Source organism: Sphingomonas sp. LR55, assembly GCF_036856015.1.
Lineage (GTDB): Bacteria > Pseudomonadota > Alphaproteobacteria > Sphingomonadales > Sphingomonadaceae > Sphingomonas.
Genome location: NZ_JASPFO010000002.1, coordinates 93,518 through 112,530 on the forward strand (window position 1 = coordinate 93,518; position 19,013 = coordinate 112,530).

Annotated in this window: 20 protein-coding genes and 1 pseudogene; 9 read left to right on the forward strand and 12 right to left on the reverse strand. The window is 62.0% G+C overall.

Features of this window, described 5'->3' with window-relative positions:
- Positions 1–5: 5 nt before the first annotated feature.
- Positions 6–767, forward strand: coding sequence for an SDR family NAD(P)-dependent oxidoreductase (locus tag QP181_RS19725; protein WP_333929769.1), 762 nt, complete (start codon positions 6–8; stop codon positions 765–767).
- 1 nt (position 768) lies between these two features.
- On the opposite strand, the gene QP181_RS19730 is transcribed toward QP181_RS19725, so the two are convergent.
- Together QP181_RS19730 and QP181_RS19735 are read right to left on the reverse strand one after the other, a co-directional pair.
- Complete coding sequence (locus QP181_RS19730; RefSeq protein WP_333929770.1) at positions 769–1,713, reverse strand: alpha/beta hydrolase; 945 nt, start codon at positions 1,711–1,713, stop codon at positions 769–771.
- On the reverse strand, positions 1,706–3,322 hold the full coding sequence (locus QP181_RS19735; protein ID WP_333929771.1) for a flavin-containing monooxygenase: 1,617 nt from the start codon (positions 3,320–3,322) through the stop codon (positions 1,706–1,708). The genes QP181_RS19730 and QP181_RS19735 overlap by 8 nt, the downstream gene beginning before the upstream one ends.
- Positions 3,323–3,504: 182 nt before the next feature.
- On the opposite strand from QP181_RS19735, the gene QP181_RS19740 reads away from it, so the two are divergent.
- The 4 genes and pseudogenes from QP181_RS19740 to QP181_RS19755 all read left to right on the forward strand — a co-directional run bounded on the left by QP181_RS19740 (position 3,505) and on the right by QP181_RS19755 (position 6,755).
- Positions 3,505–5,262, forward strand: coding sequence for a class I adenylate-forming enzyme family protein (locus QP181_RS19740; RefSeq protein WP_333929772.1), 1,758 nt, complete (start codon positions 3,505–3,507; stop codon positions 5,260–5,262).
- Positions 5,259–6,032, forward strand: coding sequence for a 3-oxoacyl-ACP reductase FabG (gene fabG, locus QP181_RS19745; RefSeq protein ID WP_333929773.1), 774 nt, complete (start codon positions 5,259–5,261; stop codon positions 6,030–6,032). Before QP181_RS19740 ends, fabG begins: the two co-directional genes overlap by 4 nt.
- Before the next feature lie 68 nt (positions 6,033–6,100).
- Positions 6,101–6,316: pseudogene (locus QP181_RS19750) on the forward strand (TetR/AcrR family transcriptional regulator); the annotation flags it as partial.
- A complete protein-coding gene (locus tag QP181_RS19755; protein WP_333929774.1) occupies positions 6,264–6,755 on the forward strand; it encodes a TetR-type transcription factor C-terminal domain-containing protein in 492 nt (163 codons plus the stop codon). The pseudogene QP181_RS19750 and the gene QP181_RS19755, both read left to right, overlap by 53 nt.
- 167 nt (positions 6,756–6,922) lie before the next feature.
- On the opposite strand, the gene QP181_RS19760 is transcribed toward QP181_RS19755, so the two are convergent.
- Positions 6,923–7,633, reverse strand: a complete 711-nt coding sequence (locus QP181_RS19760; protein WP_333929775.1) for a helix-turn-helix domain-containing protein — start codon at positions 7,631–7,633, stop codon at positions 6,923–6,925.
- A gap of 85 nt (positions 7,634–7,718) precedes the next feature.
- Here QP181_RS19760 and QP181_RS19765 point away from each other — a divergent pair, with 85 nt between their 5' ends.
- A complete protein-coding gene (locus tag QP181_RS19765) occupies positions 7,719–8,654 on the forward strand; it encodes an ABC transporter ATP-binding protein (RefSeq protein ID WP_333929776.1) in 936 nt (311 codons plus the stop codon).
- Positions 8,651–9,376: an ABC transporter permease gene (locus QP181_RS19770; RefSeq protein ID WP_333929777.1), complete on the forward strand. Its 726-nt coding sequence runs from the start codon at positions 8,651–8,653 to the stop codon at positions 9,374–9,376. Before QP181_RS19765 ends, QP181_RS19770 begins: the two co-directional genes overlap by 4 nt.
- A gap of 145 nt (positions 9,377–9,521) precedes the next feature.
- On the opposite strand, the gene QP181_RS19775 is transcribed toward QP181_RS19770, so the two are convergent.
- The 3 genes from QP181_RS19775 to QP181_RS19785 form a co-directional block, all read right to left on the reverse strand.
- Positions 9,522–10,256 carry a plasmid pRiA4b ORF-3 family protein gene (locus tag QP181_RS19775; protein ID WP_333929778.1) on the reverse strand — a complete coding sequence of 245 codons (735 nt, stop codon included), beginning with the start codon at positions 10,254–10,256 and terminating at the stop codon, positions 9,522–9,524.
- A gap of 85 nt (positions 10,257–10,341) precedes the next feature.
- Positions 10,342–10,572 carry a hypothetical protein gene (locus QP181_RS19780; protein ID WP_333929779.1) on the reverse strand — a complete coding sequence of 77 codons (231 nt, stop codon included), beginning with the start codon at positions 10,570–10,572 and terminating at the stop codon, positions 10,342–10,344.
- A 53-nt stretch (positions 10,573–10,625) separates the two neighbouring features.
- Positions 10,626–11,273 carry a toll/interleukin-1 receptor domain-containing protein gene (locus QP181_RS19785; RefSeq protein WP_333929780.1) on the reverse strand — a complete coding sequence of 216 codons (648 nt, stop codon included), beginning with the start codon at positions 11,271–11,273 and terminating at the stop codon, positions 10,626–10,628.
- 184 nt (positions 11,274–11,457) lie between these two features.
- Here QP181_RS19785 and QP181_RS19790 point away from each other — a divergent pair, with 184 nt between their 5' ends.
- The gene (locus tag QP181_RS19790; RefSeq protein ID WP_333929781.1) at positions 11,458–11,631 is read left to right on the forward strand and encodes a hypothetical protein; all 174 of its coding nucleotides are present in this window, start codon (positions 11,458–11,460) and stop codon (positions 11,629–11,631) included.
- Positions 11,632–11,789: 158 nt separating this feature from the next.
- On the opposite strand, the gene QP181_RS19795 is transcribed toward QP181_RS19790, so the two are convergent.
- The gene (locus QP181_RS19795) at positions 11,790–12,908 is read right to left on the reverse strand and encodes a tyrosine-type recombinase/integrase (protein WP_333929782.1); all 1,119 of its coding nucleotides are present in this window, start codon (positions 12,906–12,908) and stop codon (positions 11,790–11,792) included.
- Positions 12,909–13,935: 1,027 nt separating this feature from the next.
- Here QP181_RS19795 and QP181_RS19800 point away from each other — a divergent pair.
- Positions 13,936–14,556, forward strand: a complete 621-nt coding sequence (locus tag QP181_RS19800) for a carbonic anhydrase (RefSeq protein WP_333929783.1) — start codon at positions 13,936–13,938, stop codon at positions 14,554–14,556.
- A gap of 22 nt (positions 14,557–14,578) precedes the next feature.
- Here the strand turns inward: QP181_RS19800 and QP181_RS19805 are convergent, their stop codons facing one another.
- The 5 genes from QP181_RS19805 to QP181_RS19825 all read right to left on the reverse strand — a co-directional run.
- On the reverse strand, positions 14,579–14,881 hold the full coding sequence (locus tag QP181_RS19805; RefSeq protein WP_333929784.1) for a cytochrome o ubiquinol oxidase subunit IV: 303 nt from the start codon (positions 14,879–14,881) through the stop codon (positions 14,579–14,581).
- Entirely contained in the window at positions 14,878–15,498 is a 621-nt protein-coding gene (locus QP181_RS19810; RefSeq protein WP_333929785.1) for a cytochrome c oxidase subunit 3, read from the reverse strand. Before QP181_RS19810 ends, QP181_RS19805 begins: the two co-directional genes overlap by 4 nt.
- A complete protein-coding gene (locus tag QP181_RS19815) occupies positions 15,495–17,582 on the reverse strand; it encodes a cbb3-type cytochrome c oxidase subunit I (protein WP_443027610.1) in 2,088 nt (695 codons plus the stop codon). The genes QP181_RS19810 and QP181_RS19815 overlap by 4 nt, the downstream gene beginning before the upstream one ends.
- Positions 17,579–18,382 (reverse strand): cytochrome c oxidase subunit II, encoded by an 804-nt coding sequence (locus tag QP181_RS19820; protein WP_333929787.1) that lies wholly within the window; start codon positions 18,380–18,382, stop codon positions 17,579–17,581. The genes QP181_RS19815 and QP181_RS19820 overlap by 4 nt, the downstream gene beginning before the upstream one ends.
- 83 nt (positions 18,383–18,465) lie before the next feature.
- On the reverse strand, positions 18,466–19,013 hold a 548-nt coding region (locus QP181_RS19825), incomplete at its 5' end, for a molybdopterin dinucleotide binding domain-containing protein (RefSeq protein ID WP_333929788.1).

Here is a 19,013-nt window from a genome sequence, read left to right on the forward strand (position 1 = left end):
AGACTATGCGAATGACGGATATTGCCGCGATCGTGACGGGTGGCGCGTCGGGACTCGGCGAGGCGACGGCGGCCATGCTGGCAACAGCGGGCGCGCGCGTGACAATCTTCGATCTGAACGCCGAGATCGTTGAGGCGACCGCCACGAGGATCGGCGGACGGTTCGCGCGTGTCGACGTCACCGACGATCAGGGCGTGGCGGATGCGCTGGCCGAGGCGGAACAGGCGCACGGCGTCGCGCGCGTTCTGATCAATTGCGCAGGCATCGCGCCGGCGGTGAAGACGGTCGGCAAGGACGGGACGCCGCATCCGCTCGACCTGTTCCGCAAGACGGTCGAGATCAATCTCGTCGGCAGCTTCAACATGATCTCGAAATTCGCCGCGCGTCTGGCGGCGGCCGAACCGATCGGCGAGGAGCGCGGGGTGATCGTCAACACCGCATCGGTCGCGGCGTACGACGGGCAGGTCGGGCAGGTGGCCTATGCTGCATCGAAGGGTGGCATCGTTGGGCTGACATTGCCCGTGGCGCGCGACCTGGCGCAGCACCGGATTCGCGTGATGACGATCGCGCCGGGCATCTTCCTAACGCCGATGCTGATGGGATTGCCGCAAGCCGCGCAGGATTCGCTCGGGACTCAGGTGCCGCATCCGTCGCGGCTCGGGCGTCCGGAGGAATATGCGCAGCTGGTGGCGTCGATCATCGCCAATCCGATGCTCAACGGCGACGTTATCCGCCTCGACGGTGCGATCCGGATGGCCCCACGCTGATCTAGGAGGCGCTGATCTTGGGGCCGCCGATCTGGGACGCGGCGATCCGTGCCGCAGCAAACGCGATCGCTTCGTTGGCAACGGGCGTCAGTTGCGGCAGACCGGCAAAACCATGGATCATACCCGGATACCTACGCAGCGCGACGTCGACCTCCGCGTCACCCAATCGCCGGGCGAGCGCTTCGCCCTCGTCGCGTAGCGGGTCGAAATGTGCGGTGACGATCGTTGTCGCCGGCAGCCGCTGCAAATCGGCGCGCGTTAGATCGAATGACGGATCCGCCCCGCCGTCGCCGCGATACGCGTCCCACGCCCATTCGAGGAACGAGGCCGTCAGCATATAGCCTTGCGCGAACTCCACCGCCGAAGCGCTGTCGCTCGCAGGATCGAGCAGCGGGTAGATCAGGCCGATATGGTCGAGCGGGGCACCCTCATCGCGGCAGCGCAGCGCGAGGCCGAGTGCGATATGGCCGCCCGCACTGTCGCCAGCAACGGCGATGCGATCGGAATAGAGGTCGAGCAGCCGAGCCTCTGCTCGAAGCCATTCGAGTGCTGCCTGCGCGTCGTCGAGTGCAGCGGGGAAGTGGTGTTCGGGGGCCAGCCGATAATCGACCGCGACGACCGTCCGGCCGCTCGCATAGGCGAGTGTCCGGCACATTGCATCGTGCGTGTCGAGGTTGCCAAGGATGAAGCCGCCGCCGTGGCAGAACAGGATTGCTGCGGTTCGATCAAGCGTCGGGCGATAGACCCGCACCGGGATCGGTCCACCCGGCCCGGGGACGACGTGATCGACCGTCGACGCTATGAAGGGCTTCGGAGCGCTCGCCTGGAACGCGTTCGCGGCCCGGCGTAGATCGGTGAGGGACACATGCGGCGGTGGCCGGCGCAACGCCATTCGCGGGTCCGCGAGTAGTGCGTCGAAGGCCGGATCGGGGGCGTCGTCAGGCATCGGCGTGCTGGCCGACCGTGCGCAGCGTCAGCCCTTCATACCCCTTGGCCGCGGTCTTCTCCAGGATGCGGCGATACCCGCGGACGCCCCCGGAATACGGCATGAAGACGCGCGGCTTACCCGGCATTTCGGCGCCCAGATAATAGGACGGCGTCTTCGGGTAGAGGGTTTCCTGCGCCCGTTTGTTCACATGCGCGACCCAGTCGCGTTCGGCCTGCTCGGTCGCCTCGATCTCGTTTATTCCGTCACGCCGACAATGGTCGAACAACGCGACTAGCCAGTCGACCTGCTCCTCGGTCGACAGCAATACGTTGCTCAGCAATGACGGGCTGCCCGGTCCGACGATCACGAACATGTTGGGGAAGCCGTGCACCCCGATCCCGAGAAAGCTGACCGGCCCCGCCGACCATTTCTCACGCAACGTGCACCCGCCGCGACCGACGATCTCCGGCTTCAGCAGCGATCCGGTAAATGCGTCGAACCCGGTCGCGTAGATGACGATGTCGAACGGATATTCGGCATCTCTGGTTCGGATGCCGTGCTCGGTAAAGCGCTCGATCGGGGTTTCGCTGATGTCGACGAGCGAAACATTGGGCCGGTTGAACGCCGTGAAATATCCGCTGTCGACCGAAGGGCGGCGCGTTCCGAACGGGAAGTCGCCTGGCGTGAGCTTTGCGCGCAGGTCTGGATCATCGACCTGTTCCGCGATCTTGCCGCGGATGAACGCCGACGCGGTGTCGTTCGATTGCTGGTCGAGCAGGATATCCTTGAACGTCAGTGCAAAGCCGAAGCCTAGCCGGTTCCACGCGGTCTCGAACGCGGCGTTACGCTCCGCTTCCGGCACGTCGATCGCCGCGCGGTTGTCGGGCACGAAGCCGAGACCGCTCGGCGAATTGCGCGCCGCCTCGCGTCGTGCGGGATAGCCAGCCTTCACCGCCCGGTCCTCGGCATCGGTGACCGGTGCATTGGCGGCGGGGATCGAGTAATTCGCAGTGCGCTGGAAGACGGTGAGGTGTGCTGCGTCGCTGGCGATCACCGGCGTCATCTGAACGCCCGATGATCCCGTGCCGATGATCGCGACGCGCTTGCCGGCGAAATCGACCTTGTCCTTCGGCCAGCGCGCGCTGGAGATGACGCGCCCGGTAAAGTCGTCCTGACCAGGATACCGCGTATCCTTGGGCGTCGACAATTGTCCCACCGCGAGGATCAGCTTTTCGGCATTCCAGCGTCGCCCGTCGCTCGCCTCGATGATCCAGCGTGCGGTCGCTTCGTCGAACGTTGCGCGTTCCATGCTGGTGCGGAGTTCGATATCGCGACGCAGGTCGAAGCGATCGGCGACGTGGTTGATGTATCGCAGGATCTCGGGCTGCGTCGCGTAGCGTTCGCTCCAGCGCCATTCCTGTTCGAGTTCGGGCGAAAAGCGGTAGGAGTAATCATAGCTTTCGACGTCGCAGCGCGCGCCGGGATATTGATTGAACTGCCAGACTCCGCCGATATCGTCGCCCGCTTCGAGGACGGCGACCGAGAACCCCTGGGAGCGCAGCGTATGCAACGTGCGCAATCCGCCGAACCCGGCACCGACCACCAATGCGTCAACGAACGTCGTCATGGACCTCTCCTGTGCGCCGGTAATCCCTCATTTCTCCACGCTCGTCAACGGTTGTGTGGAATATTATAGCCACTTGGTTCTATCGCATTCGTCCCGCGAACCTGATCGATTTTCCACGACTACATTGACGATCGCGTTTGCGTGGGATTAGATTGCGATCGTCGGCTCGGGTCGACCAAGGATTGACCTCCGGCCGGTATGGCGTCGCGCCGTATCCGGACCGGCAATGGCGAGGGACGCAGGAGATGATGGGTTCGGTCGCCGATCGGCAGCGGGCGTTGCGGGCCGCGATGCCCGTCTGGAAGCCCCGGACGCTACACGCGGTGCTCGACGATGCGGTTCGCGTTACGCCGGATCGCCCGTTCGTGATCACCGACGACCAAAGCTGGACCTATGCCGAGATGGCCGCTTGGTCGAAGCGGCTCGCGGCCGGGCTGGTCGCGCTCGGCGTTACGCCCGGCGAGAAGGTCGCGCTGGTACTCGCCAATTATCCCGAATTTGTCGCGATCAGATATGCGGTGTCGCGGATCGGCGCGGTCTGCGTGCCGATCAACATCCTCAATCGCCGCGACGAACTCCGCTATCTGCTCGATCAATCGAATGCGGTGCTGCTCGTCACGATGGACCAGTTTCGCGGCGTCGATTACCTCGACATGCTCGAACAGATCGCGCCGGGATGGGAGGACGCGGGCGGAGGCGATGGCTTGCCGAACCTACGCCAAGTCGTGGTGCTGCCGACCGGGGAGGCGCCGGATCGTAACTCCGCACGGACGTTCTCGTCGCTTGAGACCGACGACGCCTGGGCGGATATGCAGGTCGATCCGCTCGCCGTTTGCGACATCATCTACACCTCGGGCACGACCGGACCGCCAAAGGGCGTGCTGCTGACGCACGACATGCTAATGCGTACCGCGTATGGCAGCGCCTATGCGCGTGCGTTCGAGGATGACCGCCGCATCCTATTCTCGCTGCCGATGTATCATGTGTTCGGCTATGTCGAAGGACTGCTCGCCGTGCCGTTCGTCGGTGGCGCGATCGTACCGCAGTTGCGCTTCGACGCCGCGGCGACGCTGGAGGCGATCGCCCGGCATCATGCCAGCGATGCCTTGTTGATCCCGGCAATGTCGCTCGCGGTGCTCGATGCGGCGGGGGCAGGGACGTACGACCTGTCGCGATGGCATTCGGTGCTGGCATCGGGCGGACGCGCACCCGAACGCGTCTGGCAGGGGATCCGCGAGGTGCTGGGGGTGGACGAGATCACCACCGGCTACGGCATGACCGAGACGACCGCATCGACCACGGTCACCCGTCCCGACGATCCGGTCGAGCGGTTGCTGACCACCAACGGCCGCCAGCGTGACGTCGGCGTCGCCGGCGATCCGAAGGACGGCGGGCGGCTCGTCACCTACCGCGTCGTCGATCCCGGCACGGGTACGTTCCTGGACAATGGCGAGACCGGCGAACTCGTCGCCAAGGGCTACGGCGTGACGCCCGGCTATTACAACAAGCCCGAGGCGACGGCGGCGGCCTTCGATGCCGAGGGTTGGTTGCGCACCGGCGATCTGGGCCGGATCGACGACGACGGCTACATCACGCTGCTGGGCCGCACCAAAGAGTCCTACCGCTGCGGCGGCGAACAGGTGCTGCCGACCGAGATCGAGGATCTGCTGACGACGCATGCCGACGTGGCGCAGGCGCATGTCGTGCCGATCCCCGACGAACGGATGGGCGAAGTGGGCGTGGCGTTCGTCGTCTCGCGGCCGGGCGCGACGCTCGACCGATCCGAGTTGCAGCGCCTGATCGCCAACCGTCTCGCGCGCTACAAGGTACCGCGACACATCCTGCTCGTCGATGCGGCAGCCATACCGACCACTGCGTCCGGCCGGGCGCGCAAATTCCTGCTGACCGAACAGGCCCTGCATATCCTGGAGCTGCCATGACGACGATCTTCACTGCCCCCGACCGTAAGATCGCGATCGTCACCGGCGGCGCGCGGGGCATCGGCGCGGCGATCGCCACGCGCCTTGCGGCAGATGGCCACGACGTTGCGGTGTTCGATCTGGACGCCGACGCCTGCGCCGAGACGGTCGGCCGGATTGAGGCGACCGGACACCGCGCGCTGGCGGTCGCCGTCGACGTATCGAACGAGGATGCGGTCGTCGCTGGAGTTGCGCGCGTCGTCGAGAAACTCGGTGCGCCCACAATCCTCGTCAACAACGCCGGCATCCTCCGCGATCGGACGCTGGCGAAGATGACGCTGGACGATTGGGAGGTCGTGCTGGCGGTAAACCTCCGCTCGGTCTTTCTGATGTGCCGCGCGGTGCAGCCGTATATGCGCGCCGCGCGCTGGGGCCGGATCGTCAATATGTCGAGCATTGCCGCGCTCGGCGTGATCGGCGAGGCGAACTATGCGGCCGCAAAGGCCGGGGTTCAGGGCATCACGCGGACATTGGCGATCGAACTCGGCCGTCACGGCATCACCGCCAACGCGGTCGCCCCGGGTTTCGTCGTTACCGACATGACGCGCGCGGTTGCCGCACGCATGAACATGCCGTTCGAGGATATGGTGACCGAGATGATGACCGGGATCCATGTCGGGCGCCCCGGCGTGCCCGACGACATCGCGCAAGCGGTCGCGTTCTTCGCCGACGAACGGTCCGGCTTCGTAACGGGGCAGGTGCTCTATGTCGCCGGCGCACCGAGGGGGTAAGGCCCGCGCGCACTCGCCAAGCGCGACGCGAGCCCTTAGTCCGGCATCTCGTATCGAAGGGCATCAGAGTGGCAAAGCAACCATCGTTGATCGGCAAGCGACGATTCGCCGCGGGCAAGGAGCCGCGCGAATCCTATCAAAACCGCCGTCAGGAGATCTCCGAGGCGGCGATCCGCGTCTTCCACCGGCTCGGCTACAGCGCCGCGAGCGTCAGCGCGGTCGCGGCCGAGCTTGGCGTCGATCGCGCGACGCTATATTATTATTTCTCGTCGAAGGAACAGATGTTCGACGAGATCGTCCGCACGGTCCTGGAAAGCAACGACAAACTGGCGCGCCAGAATCGCCGACAGTCCGATCAGTCCGGCGCGCAAGCTGCGCGAACTGATCACCGCGCTGATGAACTCCTACGGTTCCAATTATCCGCTGCTATATATTTATATCCGCGAGGACCTGACGCACGTCAGCGACACCCGATCGAGCTGGTCCGAACACATGCGGCACCTCAATCGCAACATCGAGCAGTCGGTGATCGACATCGTCGAGCAGGGCTATGCGGATAAGAGCTTTCGCCGGGTGGGCGTGCCGCGGATCGTCGCGTACGGGATCCTCGGCATGCTCAACTGGTCGCACCGCTGGTACAAGCCGGATCGTGGGGCATCCGCGGACGAGATCGGCAAGGTGTTTGCCGAGATGATCCTGAGCGGGCTCGAATCGCCCTATTGACTGCGCCACGCCAGGCGGAGTCAGAAAAATCGTACATGTATGATGAGATTAACATACTCAACGTACGTTGTTTGAATGAACGAATGACCGAAATCGGCAAGTGAGATACGTGTGGCGAATGTCCGGGTCTGGGTCGAGGCGGTAGCCGGGACAAAACACGTAGGATGTCAGGTATCTGCAGCATCGTCGTTGTGCAGGTCTTTCGGATTGTAATCATAGTCGACGAGGTCGCCTGGTCGGCAATCAAGAGCGGCGCATAGCCGGGCCAGTGTTGCGAACCGGATGCCGCGCACCTTGCCGGACCGGAACAGCGAAAGCTGCGTCTCGCTGAGGCCCACCGCTTGGGCCAGCTGCTTCCCCGTCATCTTCCGATTGGTCAGAACGGTATCGAGCGTCACCCGGATCGGCATCAGAGAGATCTCGTCCAATTCGTTCTGCAGCATGACCGCGCGGGAGAACAGGCGCGACAGGATCACGAGGAAAAGACCCGCGAGCCCGATTGTGATCGCCGATGGATCGAAGGCGGCATAGGCACCGTGACGATAGCCACCCATGAGCCTCAGTGCCAACGGGCTGACGAAGACCGTCGCGGTCGCACCGAGGGCGAGAGCCAGGCCCAGTCGAGTGAGAGAACTCGGCAGCACAGTCGAGAACACCTCGCCACCGGCGATCCGGCCAAAAGCCAGCCGCATTGTCCAGAGCGCATATAGGTAGAACGGCACCGGCGCACGGAATGCGAGCAGGAACGCTAGTGCGGCAGCAGAACGAGGCGCAACGGCGACGATTGCCGCTTCTGTGACGATCACGAGCGCGATCACACAGAAGGTCATCGTCGCCAGCCGTGCCAGCCATCGACTGTGCTGCAGATCGTCGTTCATCAGCCGTGCCATATTTAACCTTGACTTAAATCGCTCCACGATGAGGATTTAATCGAGAATTAAATCTAATGATAGGGGCAAGCTATTGCTGGCGATCGAAACGGACCGACTGACCAAGCGTTTTGCCGGACGTCCGGTGGTCGATGCAGTGGCGCTGCAAGTGCCGATGGGATGCGTGTATGGCTTCCTCGGGCCCAACGGCGCGGGCAAGACCACCACGATGCGCCTGCTGCTCGGGCTGTTACGCCCTGACGCCGGATCGATACGGCTGCTTGGCCACGATCTGGCCATGGCACGCCGCGTCGCCTTGGCGCAGGTCGGCGCATTCGTTGAAAGCCCCTCGCTGTACGATCATCTGACCGGACGGGCCAACCTTGGCCTCACCTGCCGCTTGCTTCGTTTGCCAGACGGAGAGGTCGATCGTGTACTGGAACTCGTCGATCTTTGCACAGCGGCAAGTCGGCGGGTGCGAGACTATTCGCTCGGGATGAAACAACGCCTTGCCTTGGCTCGAGCCATGCTCGGTTCGCCAAAACTACTGCTGCTCGACGAACCCACCAACGGCCTCGATCCGGATGGCATTTTGGCCATGCGCGCCCTGATCCGTGCGCTACCCGGACATATCGGTGGGACCGTGTTCGTCTCCAGTCATCTCCTGACTGAAGTCGAGCACGTGGCCGATCACGTCGGTGTGATGCGCAAGGGGCGCCTGCTGGTACAGGACGATATCGACACACTGCTGCGGGGTGGCACCAGCATAATCTTCACGGTTTCCGGCGAGGCGGAAGCGGGATCTGCGTTGCTGAGGAGGCGCGGGATGGACGCGACGGCAGGTGACGACCGGTCGATCATCGTTCGTTGTGAAGGCATCGTGCAATCCGATCAGGCGTCGATGGCTAACCGCCTGCTGGTCGAAGCCGATTTCGCCGTCTCGTCGATCAGGCCGCAGGTTCGCACGATGGAGGACGTCTACCGGGATGCGGTCGATCGTGCCGAAGCGCATGACGGGATGACAGCATGATCACGATCCTCGATGTCGAAATTCGCAAGCTGAACGGTTCACTGGCCGCACTCCTCGCATTGGCTACGCCGGCGTTGCCCGGCGGTCTGGCGTGCCTGTCGCTCATGACCAGCGACCGCACGTCGAGCTGGACGTCGATCTTCAACGAGTTCCTGCTCCCGATCTGGGCGCTGTTCCTGCTGCCGATGATCGTCGCCGCTTTCACCACCTTGGTCGGCCAGATCGAACATCGCGGACGTAGTTGGGATCATCTCCTCGCCCTGCCGATCAGACGTTGGCAGGTGTTCCTGGCGAAAGCGATCGTCGTGCTTGTGACCTCCGGGTGCATCACGCTGCTGGCCCTTCTGGACACCGGGATCGGTGCTTGGCTTGGAGGGACGCTTGGTGGGCACGTTCCAGTGGGGGCAATCCCTTGGCAGAGCCTGGCCCGAACCATGTTTCTCCTGTGGTCGGGTACTACGCTGATGATAATTCTCCAGCTATGGTCCGCATTACGTTTCGCAAGTTTCGTCGTGCCGCTGAGCGTCGGCATCGGGGGTACGCTTGTAGCCCTCGCAGTAGCGATGACGCGCACACAACAGGCGGCTTGGTTTCCGTGGGTTTTGCCGATGAAAATCGTGACGAGTAAAGACCCGGTGCCATTCGCGCTCGTCGGTGGGATCGCGGGCGTCATTTTGCTGGCCGTGATGGTCATCGATCTCACGCGGCGTGATTTCAGGTGATCCATTTGTATGGCGTGAACCGCTTATCCGGAAACTACCGTGTTATCCTCGAGATGAATGAACGGCTGAAGTTGGGGAGCCGGAAACTGGTCGCGAATGTCCGGACGTGGGTCTCCCGCGCCAGGATCTTGATCTTTCAACTGCGTCAGTGGCGGTTTCGGCTCTTTTCGTAGGCGACCTTGCCGGCATGTCGGCGGATCGCAATCGCTGCGACTGCATTCTTCGAGGCGACTTCATCGATGTCGAGCGGGTCGAAGGGACCGCCATACCATTCATATAGCTGTTGATGTTCCTCGTGGGCCACGTCGCTCAGCGCCTGTAGGAAGCGCTCAAAGCCGGGGAGGCCGCCGACATCCTCGGGTGGGCATCGTCGCTCTCCAGTAACGAAGCGGGGATATTTGATTTCGTGCTCACCCAGTTCGACTGCCTCGACGACGACAGTGTGCCGCCAGTCATCACCCATGTCATAGGTATAGGTGAACTGCCGGACGTCGCGATCGATGAGCGTACCAAGCTTTACGTTTCGGGCTGCGGCGAGGTTGCGGTCTGGCCATTCCGGGTTTGGTACGCCGTAGCGGCGTTCACCGGCCTCGAAATGCCAGAGATGATAATCCTGCCACCCCATGGCGGCCTGGATCACGTCATGGAGCATCTTGAGGCTGCCCGCGACAGGCATCTCGACGATCCGCCAGATCTCAGGACCGATGTCGTTAAGGTTGATGCGCACGCGCGCGATGGTCTCTTGCGTCATGCCGCAGTTTTGAAGAATGGGGCACTCGTTGCCAAGGGACAGTGTCGTTCCGGTCCACCCTCTGGAGGGAAATCGTGGCGCGCAGTTAGCCTGAACGACCGACGGAAGTTCGGGAACGACGAACGGCATACAAACGGCGGGTAATGGGTCCTGTCGTCTCGGCGGCTCCGATCACGCTCGCGATGAATGAGCGATGAAAAGGGCGATGCGCCACCTAACCGAATAACGATCGCGTCGCTTCGGGTTCGGACAGGTTCAAACGACGCTTGACGAAATCGAGCAGCGTGCGGCCCGCAGCGGTTGGAGCAATCTTATGCCCTTTGCACTTCGGGCAATTGAAGCTGGCGCGCATCTCATAGCCGTTGCCGGGCGGTGCATCACCGCTTCCGCCGCAGGCGCCGCACGGCTCCTCGAGCAGTGGCAGTTCGGGGTCGTTACCGTGCATGGCGGATCCTTGGTTGTGCAACCTTGTGAGGGAGGGCGGGCGAGCGAAGCAAGCTAGGATGCGCGCGGCTTGATCGGTCGCGTCCGCTTCCCGGCAGGCTTCAGGCTGCGCGTCGGCTTGGGTTTGGCCGCGGGCGACGCCTTACCGCTCGTCACCCGCCGTGGCCGCACACCGGGCGGCTTCGTTTTAGTGGCGCTCGTCTGGGCGGGGGCTCTTGTTTTCTTGAGTGCGTCGGGCGGCTGCGACGCCAGACGAAATTGCTTCACAACCGTCCTGATGCCCTCGACGACATTTTCCCAAGCGTCGCCGCGGCGCGCCCATTGGTCAATCGGCTTGGCGTCCCTCGGCAAGAGCTTGTACCTAGCCATGCGAGTGTGCCGCCACTGGCACTGGCGCAGCAGGACGACGACGACAAAGAGCTTCTTGCGGGACGCTTTGCGCAGCGCGAAGCCATATTCGGTCTCGAAGCAATAGCGCGAAGCCAGATAGTTCGGGCTCGCCAGCGCGACGAAGATGTCCGCCTGCTTCAATGCCCGCCTGATGTTGGGATCGAGCTCGGCGCCGGGGGTTATGTCGCCATCGAACCAGGTGCGCACGCCTTCGCGGTGCAACTGCGCCATATGAGTCTCGAAGCGCTTCCTGAACTCATCATCCAGATGTGAATACGACACGAAGACCGATGCCTCGCGCGCACTAGCCATTTCGGCGACACTTGCTGTCGTTTCGCGTCAACATGTTTCCAGCCCAAAGATCTGCGTGCTTGGTCCAGCCCGCGCCGCTACGGCACCGGCTTGGCTCGCACACTTCTTCCAGCTCTGCTAATCACGGTCCATGGAAATCTTGCGCGTCCCGAAGCACCCCGCAAACGCGACCGTAGCGCGCCTGATGCTCTCTCAGGCGCATGGCGGCCGCGTTCGCGCAAACCTCAAAATTGAAGGCCCAATGTCGGGGTTGATGGAGGACCGCGACCATGAGACGGTTGCCCAGGCGGAAGACTGGGCGATCGAAGGAGCCGAGCAGCGGCGCGCCAGCGTGCTCATTATCGAAGATCGTACCTGACATATCCGGTCAAAGCCGATAAACTTTTCGTACAAGGGCATCCATCGTTCGCTCAGTCCGACAGATGCGGCCGCCGGCTCATCGATCGCCTCACCTGAACGAGCGTCTGAAGTTAAGATAGGTGACGAGGTCGCTGAGTGTCCGCATCTGGGTCGTAGTTACAAAAATCCCTCGCCCGCATGCTCGCGGAACCGCTCATGATCCCGCACATATTCCGCTACCATTTCTAAAGATGAATGCCGGCTATGCTCCTTCATTTTAAACAAATTGGCGTTCTGGCGACCGGCCTCGGTAAGGAACCCGGCGCGGAGAGAGTGGCCTGAGAACAACTCCGGCGAGTATCCCGCGGCGAGCGCAGCCGCCTTCACCACCAACGCCACCCCTTGAGCGCTCATTGGCTTGTCGGTTAGCCGGCCCTGTGGCGTCAGTTTGCGAAATACCGGCCCGCTGGTGATGCCTGCCTGCTCGAGCCAGGCGCGGTAATGCCTCACTGGTTCAAGCCTGCGGCCGTCGGGGATCGCGACGGTGTGACCCTTGCCCTCTTGGTCAGTCTTCGATGCGGCGATGCGCACTAGCAGTCCGCGGCTATCCCCGCTTACACGCGCCACGGTGATTGCCACGAGCTCGGAACGGCGGAACGCTCCGGCCATCCCGATCGCAAGGAGAGCGCGGTCGCGGTAGCTGCGAAGATCCTCACCCGTGATTGCGCGCACCATGTCGCGCAGAACGTCGCCGTCGGCAGGACGCTTCTTCCCGGACAGTTCGCCACGCTTGTCCTTGCGGATGCCGCGCATGGCGCGCTCTAAGCGCGCCGCGTCTGGCTGCGAGGTCGGCGGCTCGACGTCGGCGGCTCGGTGCGCGAATACGATGGCAGCAAGCCGCCGGCCGATCGTCGCCCGGCCGAGTGGCGTTGGCTCCTTCCGCGGCAGCACGGTTCCGCGCTTCGTCCTGCGAAGTTCTTGCGGACTGTATCCGCGTTCGGCCAGCAACGTCAGAAATGCGGCGACGGTCGCCGGTGTCGCGGGAAGCGGGCGATAGCCGCTCTCCTGACACCACGCACAGAACAACCGCCAGTCCGATTTGTAGGCGCGCAGTGTCGCGTCGGCCGACGCGCGGCGGACATAGTCGTCGACGCGCTCGCGATCCTGGGGGGCAAGTTGCGGGAGATAGGGTTCGAGCGACTGGACCTGATCAACGATGACCAGCGCGTCAGCCACGATCGCGTCCAGGTCCGCGCGGTTGACGCGAGCCGCATCATCAATGTCGTCATCGGGCAAGCCGTCCTCCTACGCCGCACGTTGATTCAACCGGCCGGTGGATGAGACCGCCCTTATCCGCGAAACGGGCTAACCGATCACCAGAATCTGCGCCAGCATGTAATTAGCGGGAATCAGCGTTATCGCTAATTACAAGTGCACGCGGGGCGTCGGAAACGTTGGCCGCGCCTGTCGAGGTTCAGTCGGCGCTCAGTAGTCACTGTTGGAGAGGTTTTGCGCCTCTGACGCTTATCCTCCATGAGACATGTTGTTAATATGTCGCACCACGATACAATAACGCAGGGCGATTTGAGCACATCCTTAGTCTCAGCTAAAAATAGCTACTGAAGGCGTTCGGCTGCCGCTACTCTGAGACGCTACGGTTGGCCGACAAGCTCAGCAGGGCTGTCGTTGGGGAGAGGATGCGCCGGGATACCGGCTGTCCGCCGACCGTAGCATCGCTAGGGGACACTCCAAGATCTCGTTGAGCTGATGCAGTAAAGATCGCGGTCGTTTGCGCTTGTGTCACATTCGACGGTGATGTCGCTGATGGCGAGAGCTTTGAATGCGACGAGAGTAGATAATCTTAATTCAATTTTGGGTTAGTGGAATAATGCCAACTCTTTATATTAAACCATTATCAATGTCGTATCGTAACAAAATAAACTACGGATGTTTTACTAAAAATAGAAGAAACTAGATCATCAGCGTTATCGGTGTCCTGCTGTCTTTGACTATCGCGCTGCTTTCGGATTTACTCTGGAGAGCGGAAGCGAGAGCGGGCAAGATATTGTTAACAGCCATTACGATGGTTGCACTGATCGGCGCGATCTGGATCGCTCAGGTAGGCTCATCCGAACAAACGAACCCTCTAGTTTCTTGGGTAGCCATTTTGTCGGCGACGCTACTGCTGAAGTGGCTTCATACCATATCGGGGGAAACAGACGGAACATGACGCGGTTGCTGCCTTAAAAGAGCTCGGATACCACCCAAGCTGCTATTAGACGTCTGACCGTTTTTCGGGATACATCATTGGAGCATCGATCAAATGACCCCTGCTGAAGCGCTGACGTGCCTAAAAGAGGGAAATCGCGCATTCCTAAGTGACGAGCCGCTTCAACCGTCACTAGATCGGGCGAGCCGCCTCGCCCTGGCTGGAGGGCAGAAGCCGTTCGCGGCTTATGTCAGCTGTTCCGACAGCCGAGTGCCACCGGAGTTGCTGTTCGGTCGAGGATTGGGGGAACTGTTCATCGTTCGTAATGCGGGTAATACGCTCGACATCGCGGCCTCGGGCAGCCTGGAATTCGCGGTCGCCGTGCTTGGAGTGCCATTGATCGTCGTCATGGGCCACGAAGGCTGCGGCGCGGTGAGCGCCGCGATGGCGGTGGTGACCAGGGGCGAGCGCTTCCCCGGCAACATCGGCAAGATGGTCGAGCCGATCATTCCTGCTGTTCTGGAGGCATCCCGGCTTGGTCATTCCACGCTTGAAGCAGCTGTCCGTCAAAACGTAGCAAATGCGGTGCGGGAACTACGAGAAGATTCCGCTCCGGCGCTCATCGAGGCGCAGGCGAGTGGCAGGCTTCTTGTCGTGGGAGCTTATTACGCGCTGAGCACGGGAAAAGTCGATTTCTTCGACACTGCGGCAGGTTCGGCTACGGCTAAAACCTAACGTGATCTCTCGCCTGGCCGCGTCACATCATTCGACTACGAAGGTTGGCCATCATCACCAGCGTTCCCGCGACCATCAGCGCGATAATGATCGACGAGAAGACTAGAAGCAGCAGATCATCCCGTCCCGAGCCCTTCAACCGCACATGGAGGAAAAAGCGGAATTGTACGATCGCCTGGAGAAGACCCAAGGTGCAGACGGCCGCGAACGTCAACCGTCCCACCACGCCTGGCCAGCGAACCAATCCAAAGGCGCAGATGGTCAGAACTGCCGCGGTCAGCAAACCGGCGACATATCCCATTGTCTCGCGCGTGCGATCGCTCACGGCGCCAACCCTTGCAGGAATACGACGGAGAAGATCGCGATCCAGATGATATCGAGGAAATGCCAAAAGAGCCCCAGTCGCAGCAAATTCGTTTTCGTGCGTTCGTCGGTGCCGATCACGACCACCTGCACTGCCATGACAGAGATCCAGATGCAGCCGGCTAGAACATGAAGGCCGTGGAGCGGCACCAGTCCGAAGAATGCCGACAGGAAGCCGCTGCGGGTCGGGAAAGCGCCCTTCGCAAACATCGTCGCGAAATCGTTCACCTCCATCGACAGGAAGGCCACGCCCAGCACCAGAGTCGTCCCCATCCAGGCAAGCAGGCGCGGCTTGGCATCGCCATATTTGAGCGCGACTGACGCCATGCCCCAGGTAAAACTGCTTGTCAGCAGAAGCGCGGTCTCGATCAACGTCGGCTTCAGCTCGAACAGGTCGCGAGGGCCGGGTCCGCCCGCAGTTCCGACAAGCATCGCACCATAAGTCGCGAACAAAAGCGCAAAAAGCAGCGCGTCGCTCATCAAGAACACCCAGAATCCGAACAGGTCGGGCTCGGCTCGAGCGCGATGCGGGGTCCCCTCTTCGCCCAACGTCAGGCCCACGTGTGCGGAGCGGCTCATGTCGGCACCGCCTCTGCGAGGCCGCGGTTGGCAGGCGTCTGCTCCAGCTCGCGCGAAATCGGTCGGTGCTCGTGGACCGCTGTCAGCCAGCGGCGCTCGACCGCCTCCACCTCCGCGGCCGGGATGGCCCGCATGGTATCACGCACGAAACTTCGCGTAATCAGCGCAGCCGCAATGCCGACCAGTCCCAGCGTTGCCAACCACCACATATGCCAGACGAGCCCGAAGCCGCATGAAGCCGCCGCCAGTCCGATTACCGGCCCGAGCGCACTCCCGCGCGGCACTTCGATCGAAGCATAACACGCGGGCGGAGCGTACGGGTTGGCATCCCGCTTGCCCTCGTAGAACTCGTCGCGGCGGACGACGGTCGGCAGCACCGCGAAATTATACTCAGGAGGTGGCGCTGAGGTCGACCATTCCAGCGTGCGCCCGTCCCAAGGATCACCTGCGGTCACCCGCGTCGTCTCTCTGTCGCGGATGCTGACCCACAACTGCACGAACAGCGAGCCGAGCGCCGCCAGCAGGACGCAGGCCCCGCCGCAAGCGACATAAAGCCAAGGCCTGAAATCAGGCTCGAAGATCTCGGCGGTTCTGCGCACCATCCCGCTGGCACCCAAGACGTAAAGTGGCATGAATGCCAGATAGAAGCCCCCGACCCAACACGCGAACGCGCGTCGTCCCCATCGCTCGTCGAGCCGGAACCCGAACGCTTTGGGGAACCAGTAGTGATATGCAGCAAGCATGCCGTAGAGGGTACCGGGAATCAGCATGTTATGAAAATGCGCTACCAGGAACAACGTGTTGTGGAACACGTAGTCGAGCGGCGGGATTGCCAGCACGATGCCGGTGATGCCGCCGATCACGAACGTCATCATAAACGCGAGAGAATATAGCGTGGGCACGGTGAAACGGACCTCGCCGCGAAACATGGTCCATATCCAGTCATAGATTTTCACACCCGTCGGTATTCCGATTGTCATCGTCGCGATGCCGAACACAGCGTTGATGTTGGCAGACTGTCCCATCGTGAAGAAATGGTGGACCCACACCGTGAAGCTCAGCACCGCAATCGCCATCGTGGCGATAACGAGCGAAGTGTAACCGTAAAGCGACTTCGTCGAGAAGGTGGACACGACCTCGGAATAGACGCCGAACGCCGGAAGGATAACGATGTAGACCTCGGGGTGGCCGAACAGCCAGAACAGGTTGGCAAAGTTCATAACATTGCCCCCGAGGTCGTTGGTGAAGAAATGAAAGCCGAGATAGCGGTCGAGTGCGAGGAGTGCGGTTGCCACGGTCAGCGGCGGCATCGCGAAGATCATCAGGATTGCGGTGCACAGGCTCGTCCAGCAGAACATCGGCAACCGCATGAAGGTCATGCCGGGACAGCGCCGCTTGTAGATCGTACACGCGATGTTGATGCCCGCGATCGTTGAGCCGAACGATCCAAGGGAAACGGCCCAGATCCAGTAGTCGGGGCCGACATCCGGGCTGAACGCGAGTCCGGTATACGGGGGATATCCGCTCCACCCGCCGGTCGAAAACTGACCAATGACCAAGCTTGCCATCATGAGCCCGGCGCCTGCCGCGGTCAGTGCGAGCCCAACCGAGTTTGCCCACGGATATGCGACGTCCCGCGCGCCGAGCTGCAACGGCAGAACATAATTCATGAGGCCGGTGAGGAACGGCATCGCCATGAAGAAGATCATGATCGAGCCGTGGGTTGAGAACAGCTGCGCGAAATGATCGTTCGACAGGAAGCCGGGATGTCCGATCGCGACCGCCTGTTGCATGCGCATCAGCACCGCTTCGATCAAAGCGCGAGTGAGCATGACGAACGCGAGGACGACATACATGATGCCGATTTTCTTGTGATCGAGGCTCGTCAGCCACTCGGTCCAGAGCCAGCGCCAACGCCCCGTGACGGTAAGCAGGCCGGCAACCGCGAGCGCACCGACAATAACCAATCCCCCCGCACCGGCGCCAATGATTTCGCTGATCGTCGGGTTTTCCCAGGCGCGCACGAACGATAGATCGGTCCACTCGAAGCGGCCAAGCAAGATCGGAAGCACCGGGGCGCTCATTGGCTTCGCCCGTTCGCCCCAGCGTGCGCCGCGCCCCCGTTCGCCGCGACGACCGAGTCGAAGAATCCGCGAGGCACGTGCGCGTAAACAGGTTCGCCTGCCACCGTTGAACGTTCGGCCAGCAAACCTCGAACATGGGCGTCAAAGGTGGGCGCCATGCGATCCGAGCCGGCAAGCCAATTTTGGAATTGGGACGGGTTAACCGCGACGACGTCGAACGACTGTTGAGGAAACCCGTTACCGTTATACTGCATATTTGCCCCGCGAAAATTGCCCGGGCGATTGGCCTGGAAGTTCAATTGGGTCTTCATGCCCGCCATGGCATAGATTTGACCGGTCAGCCGCGGGATCATCAGCGACTGCATTACGGTAGTACTCGTGATGGTCAGTCGTACCGGCCGATCTGCAGGAATGACCAAGCGATTGACACTGGCGATCCCGCTACCGGGATAGACGAACAGCCAATTCCAGTCGGAAGCGACCACTTGCACCTCCAGCGGAGAAGCTCCGGGAAGCACACGATATGGGTCTAGTCGTTTCGTGTAGCTCCACAGCAGCACTGCCAGTCCGATCACAATCAACGCCGGCGGAATCCAGATAAACCCTTCCAAGGTCCACGAGAAATTCCAGTTGGGCCGATACGCATCCCCCTTGTTCGACAGGCGATAGTGCCACGCGATCAGCGGGACGAGGATCAGCACTGGCCCGACGACGAACGCAAGGACGGGTGCCACGATCCAGAACAGCTCGCGCTGCTGAGCAGCGACGGGCCCGGCCGCAGCCATGAAGCCGTGACTCAACGCCGCGCACCCTCCCAGTAGCGTGGGTGACACAAGGGCTAACAGCGGCAACGCGCACCGCTTTCGCGATTTCACATTCACGCTCAAGCGGTAGGCACGGCGCGTTCGATCCGCACAGGCACACCTTTCGATGCAGGCGTCTTCGACGCCTTGTCGTGGTACCAGAGCGGAATGAGCGGGTTCATCTCGGGATAGTACCCTCCAAGGCAACCGTCCGGCAGGTCGAAGGCCGTGACCGTCAAGCCGGTGACGGCGCGCCGAACGTCGTCGCCGGCGTCACCCACCAGGGCCACGACCTCGCCCTCGCTCAGTCCCTCGCGTTTCATGTCCTCGGGATTGATGAGCAACACGGTCCGAGACCCGCTGATGCCGCGCAGCCGGTCATCCAACCCGTAAATCGTCGTATTAAACTGATCGTTGGAGCGCATCGTGATGAGATTGAAACGACCAGCTCCTGCGCCGATGCCGAGCGCGGACAAGACGGTCGGCACGGTGAACTCGGCCTTGCCGCTCTCCGTCTTCCAGATCCTTTCATGTGCCGAGTTGCCTCGATAGAACCCACCGGCTTCCCACATCCGGGCGTTGAAGTCGTGGAACTCCTCAGGGTAAGTCTCGGCAATCTCGTCCCTCA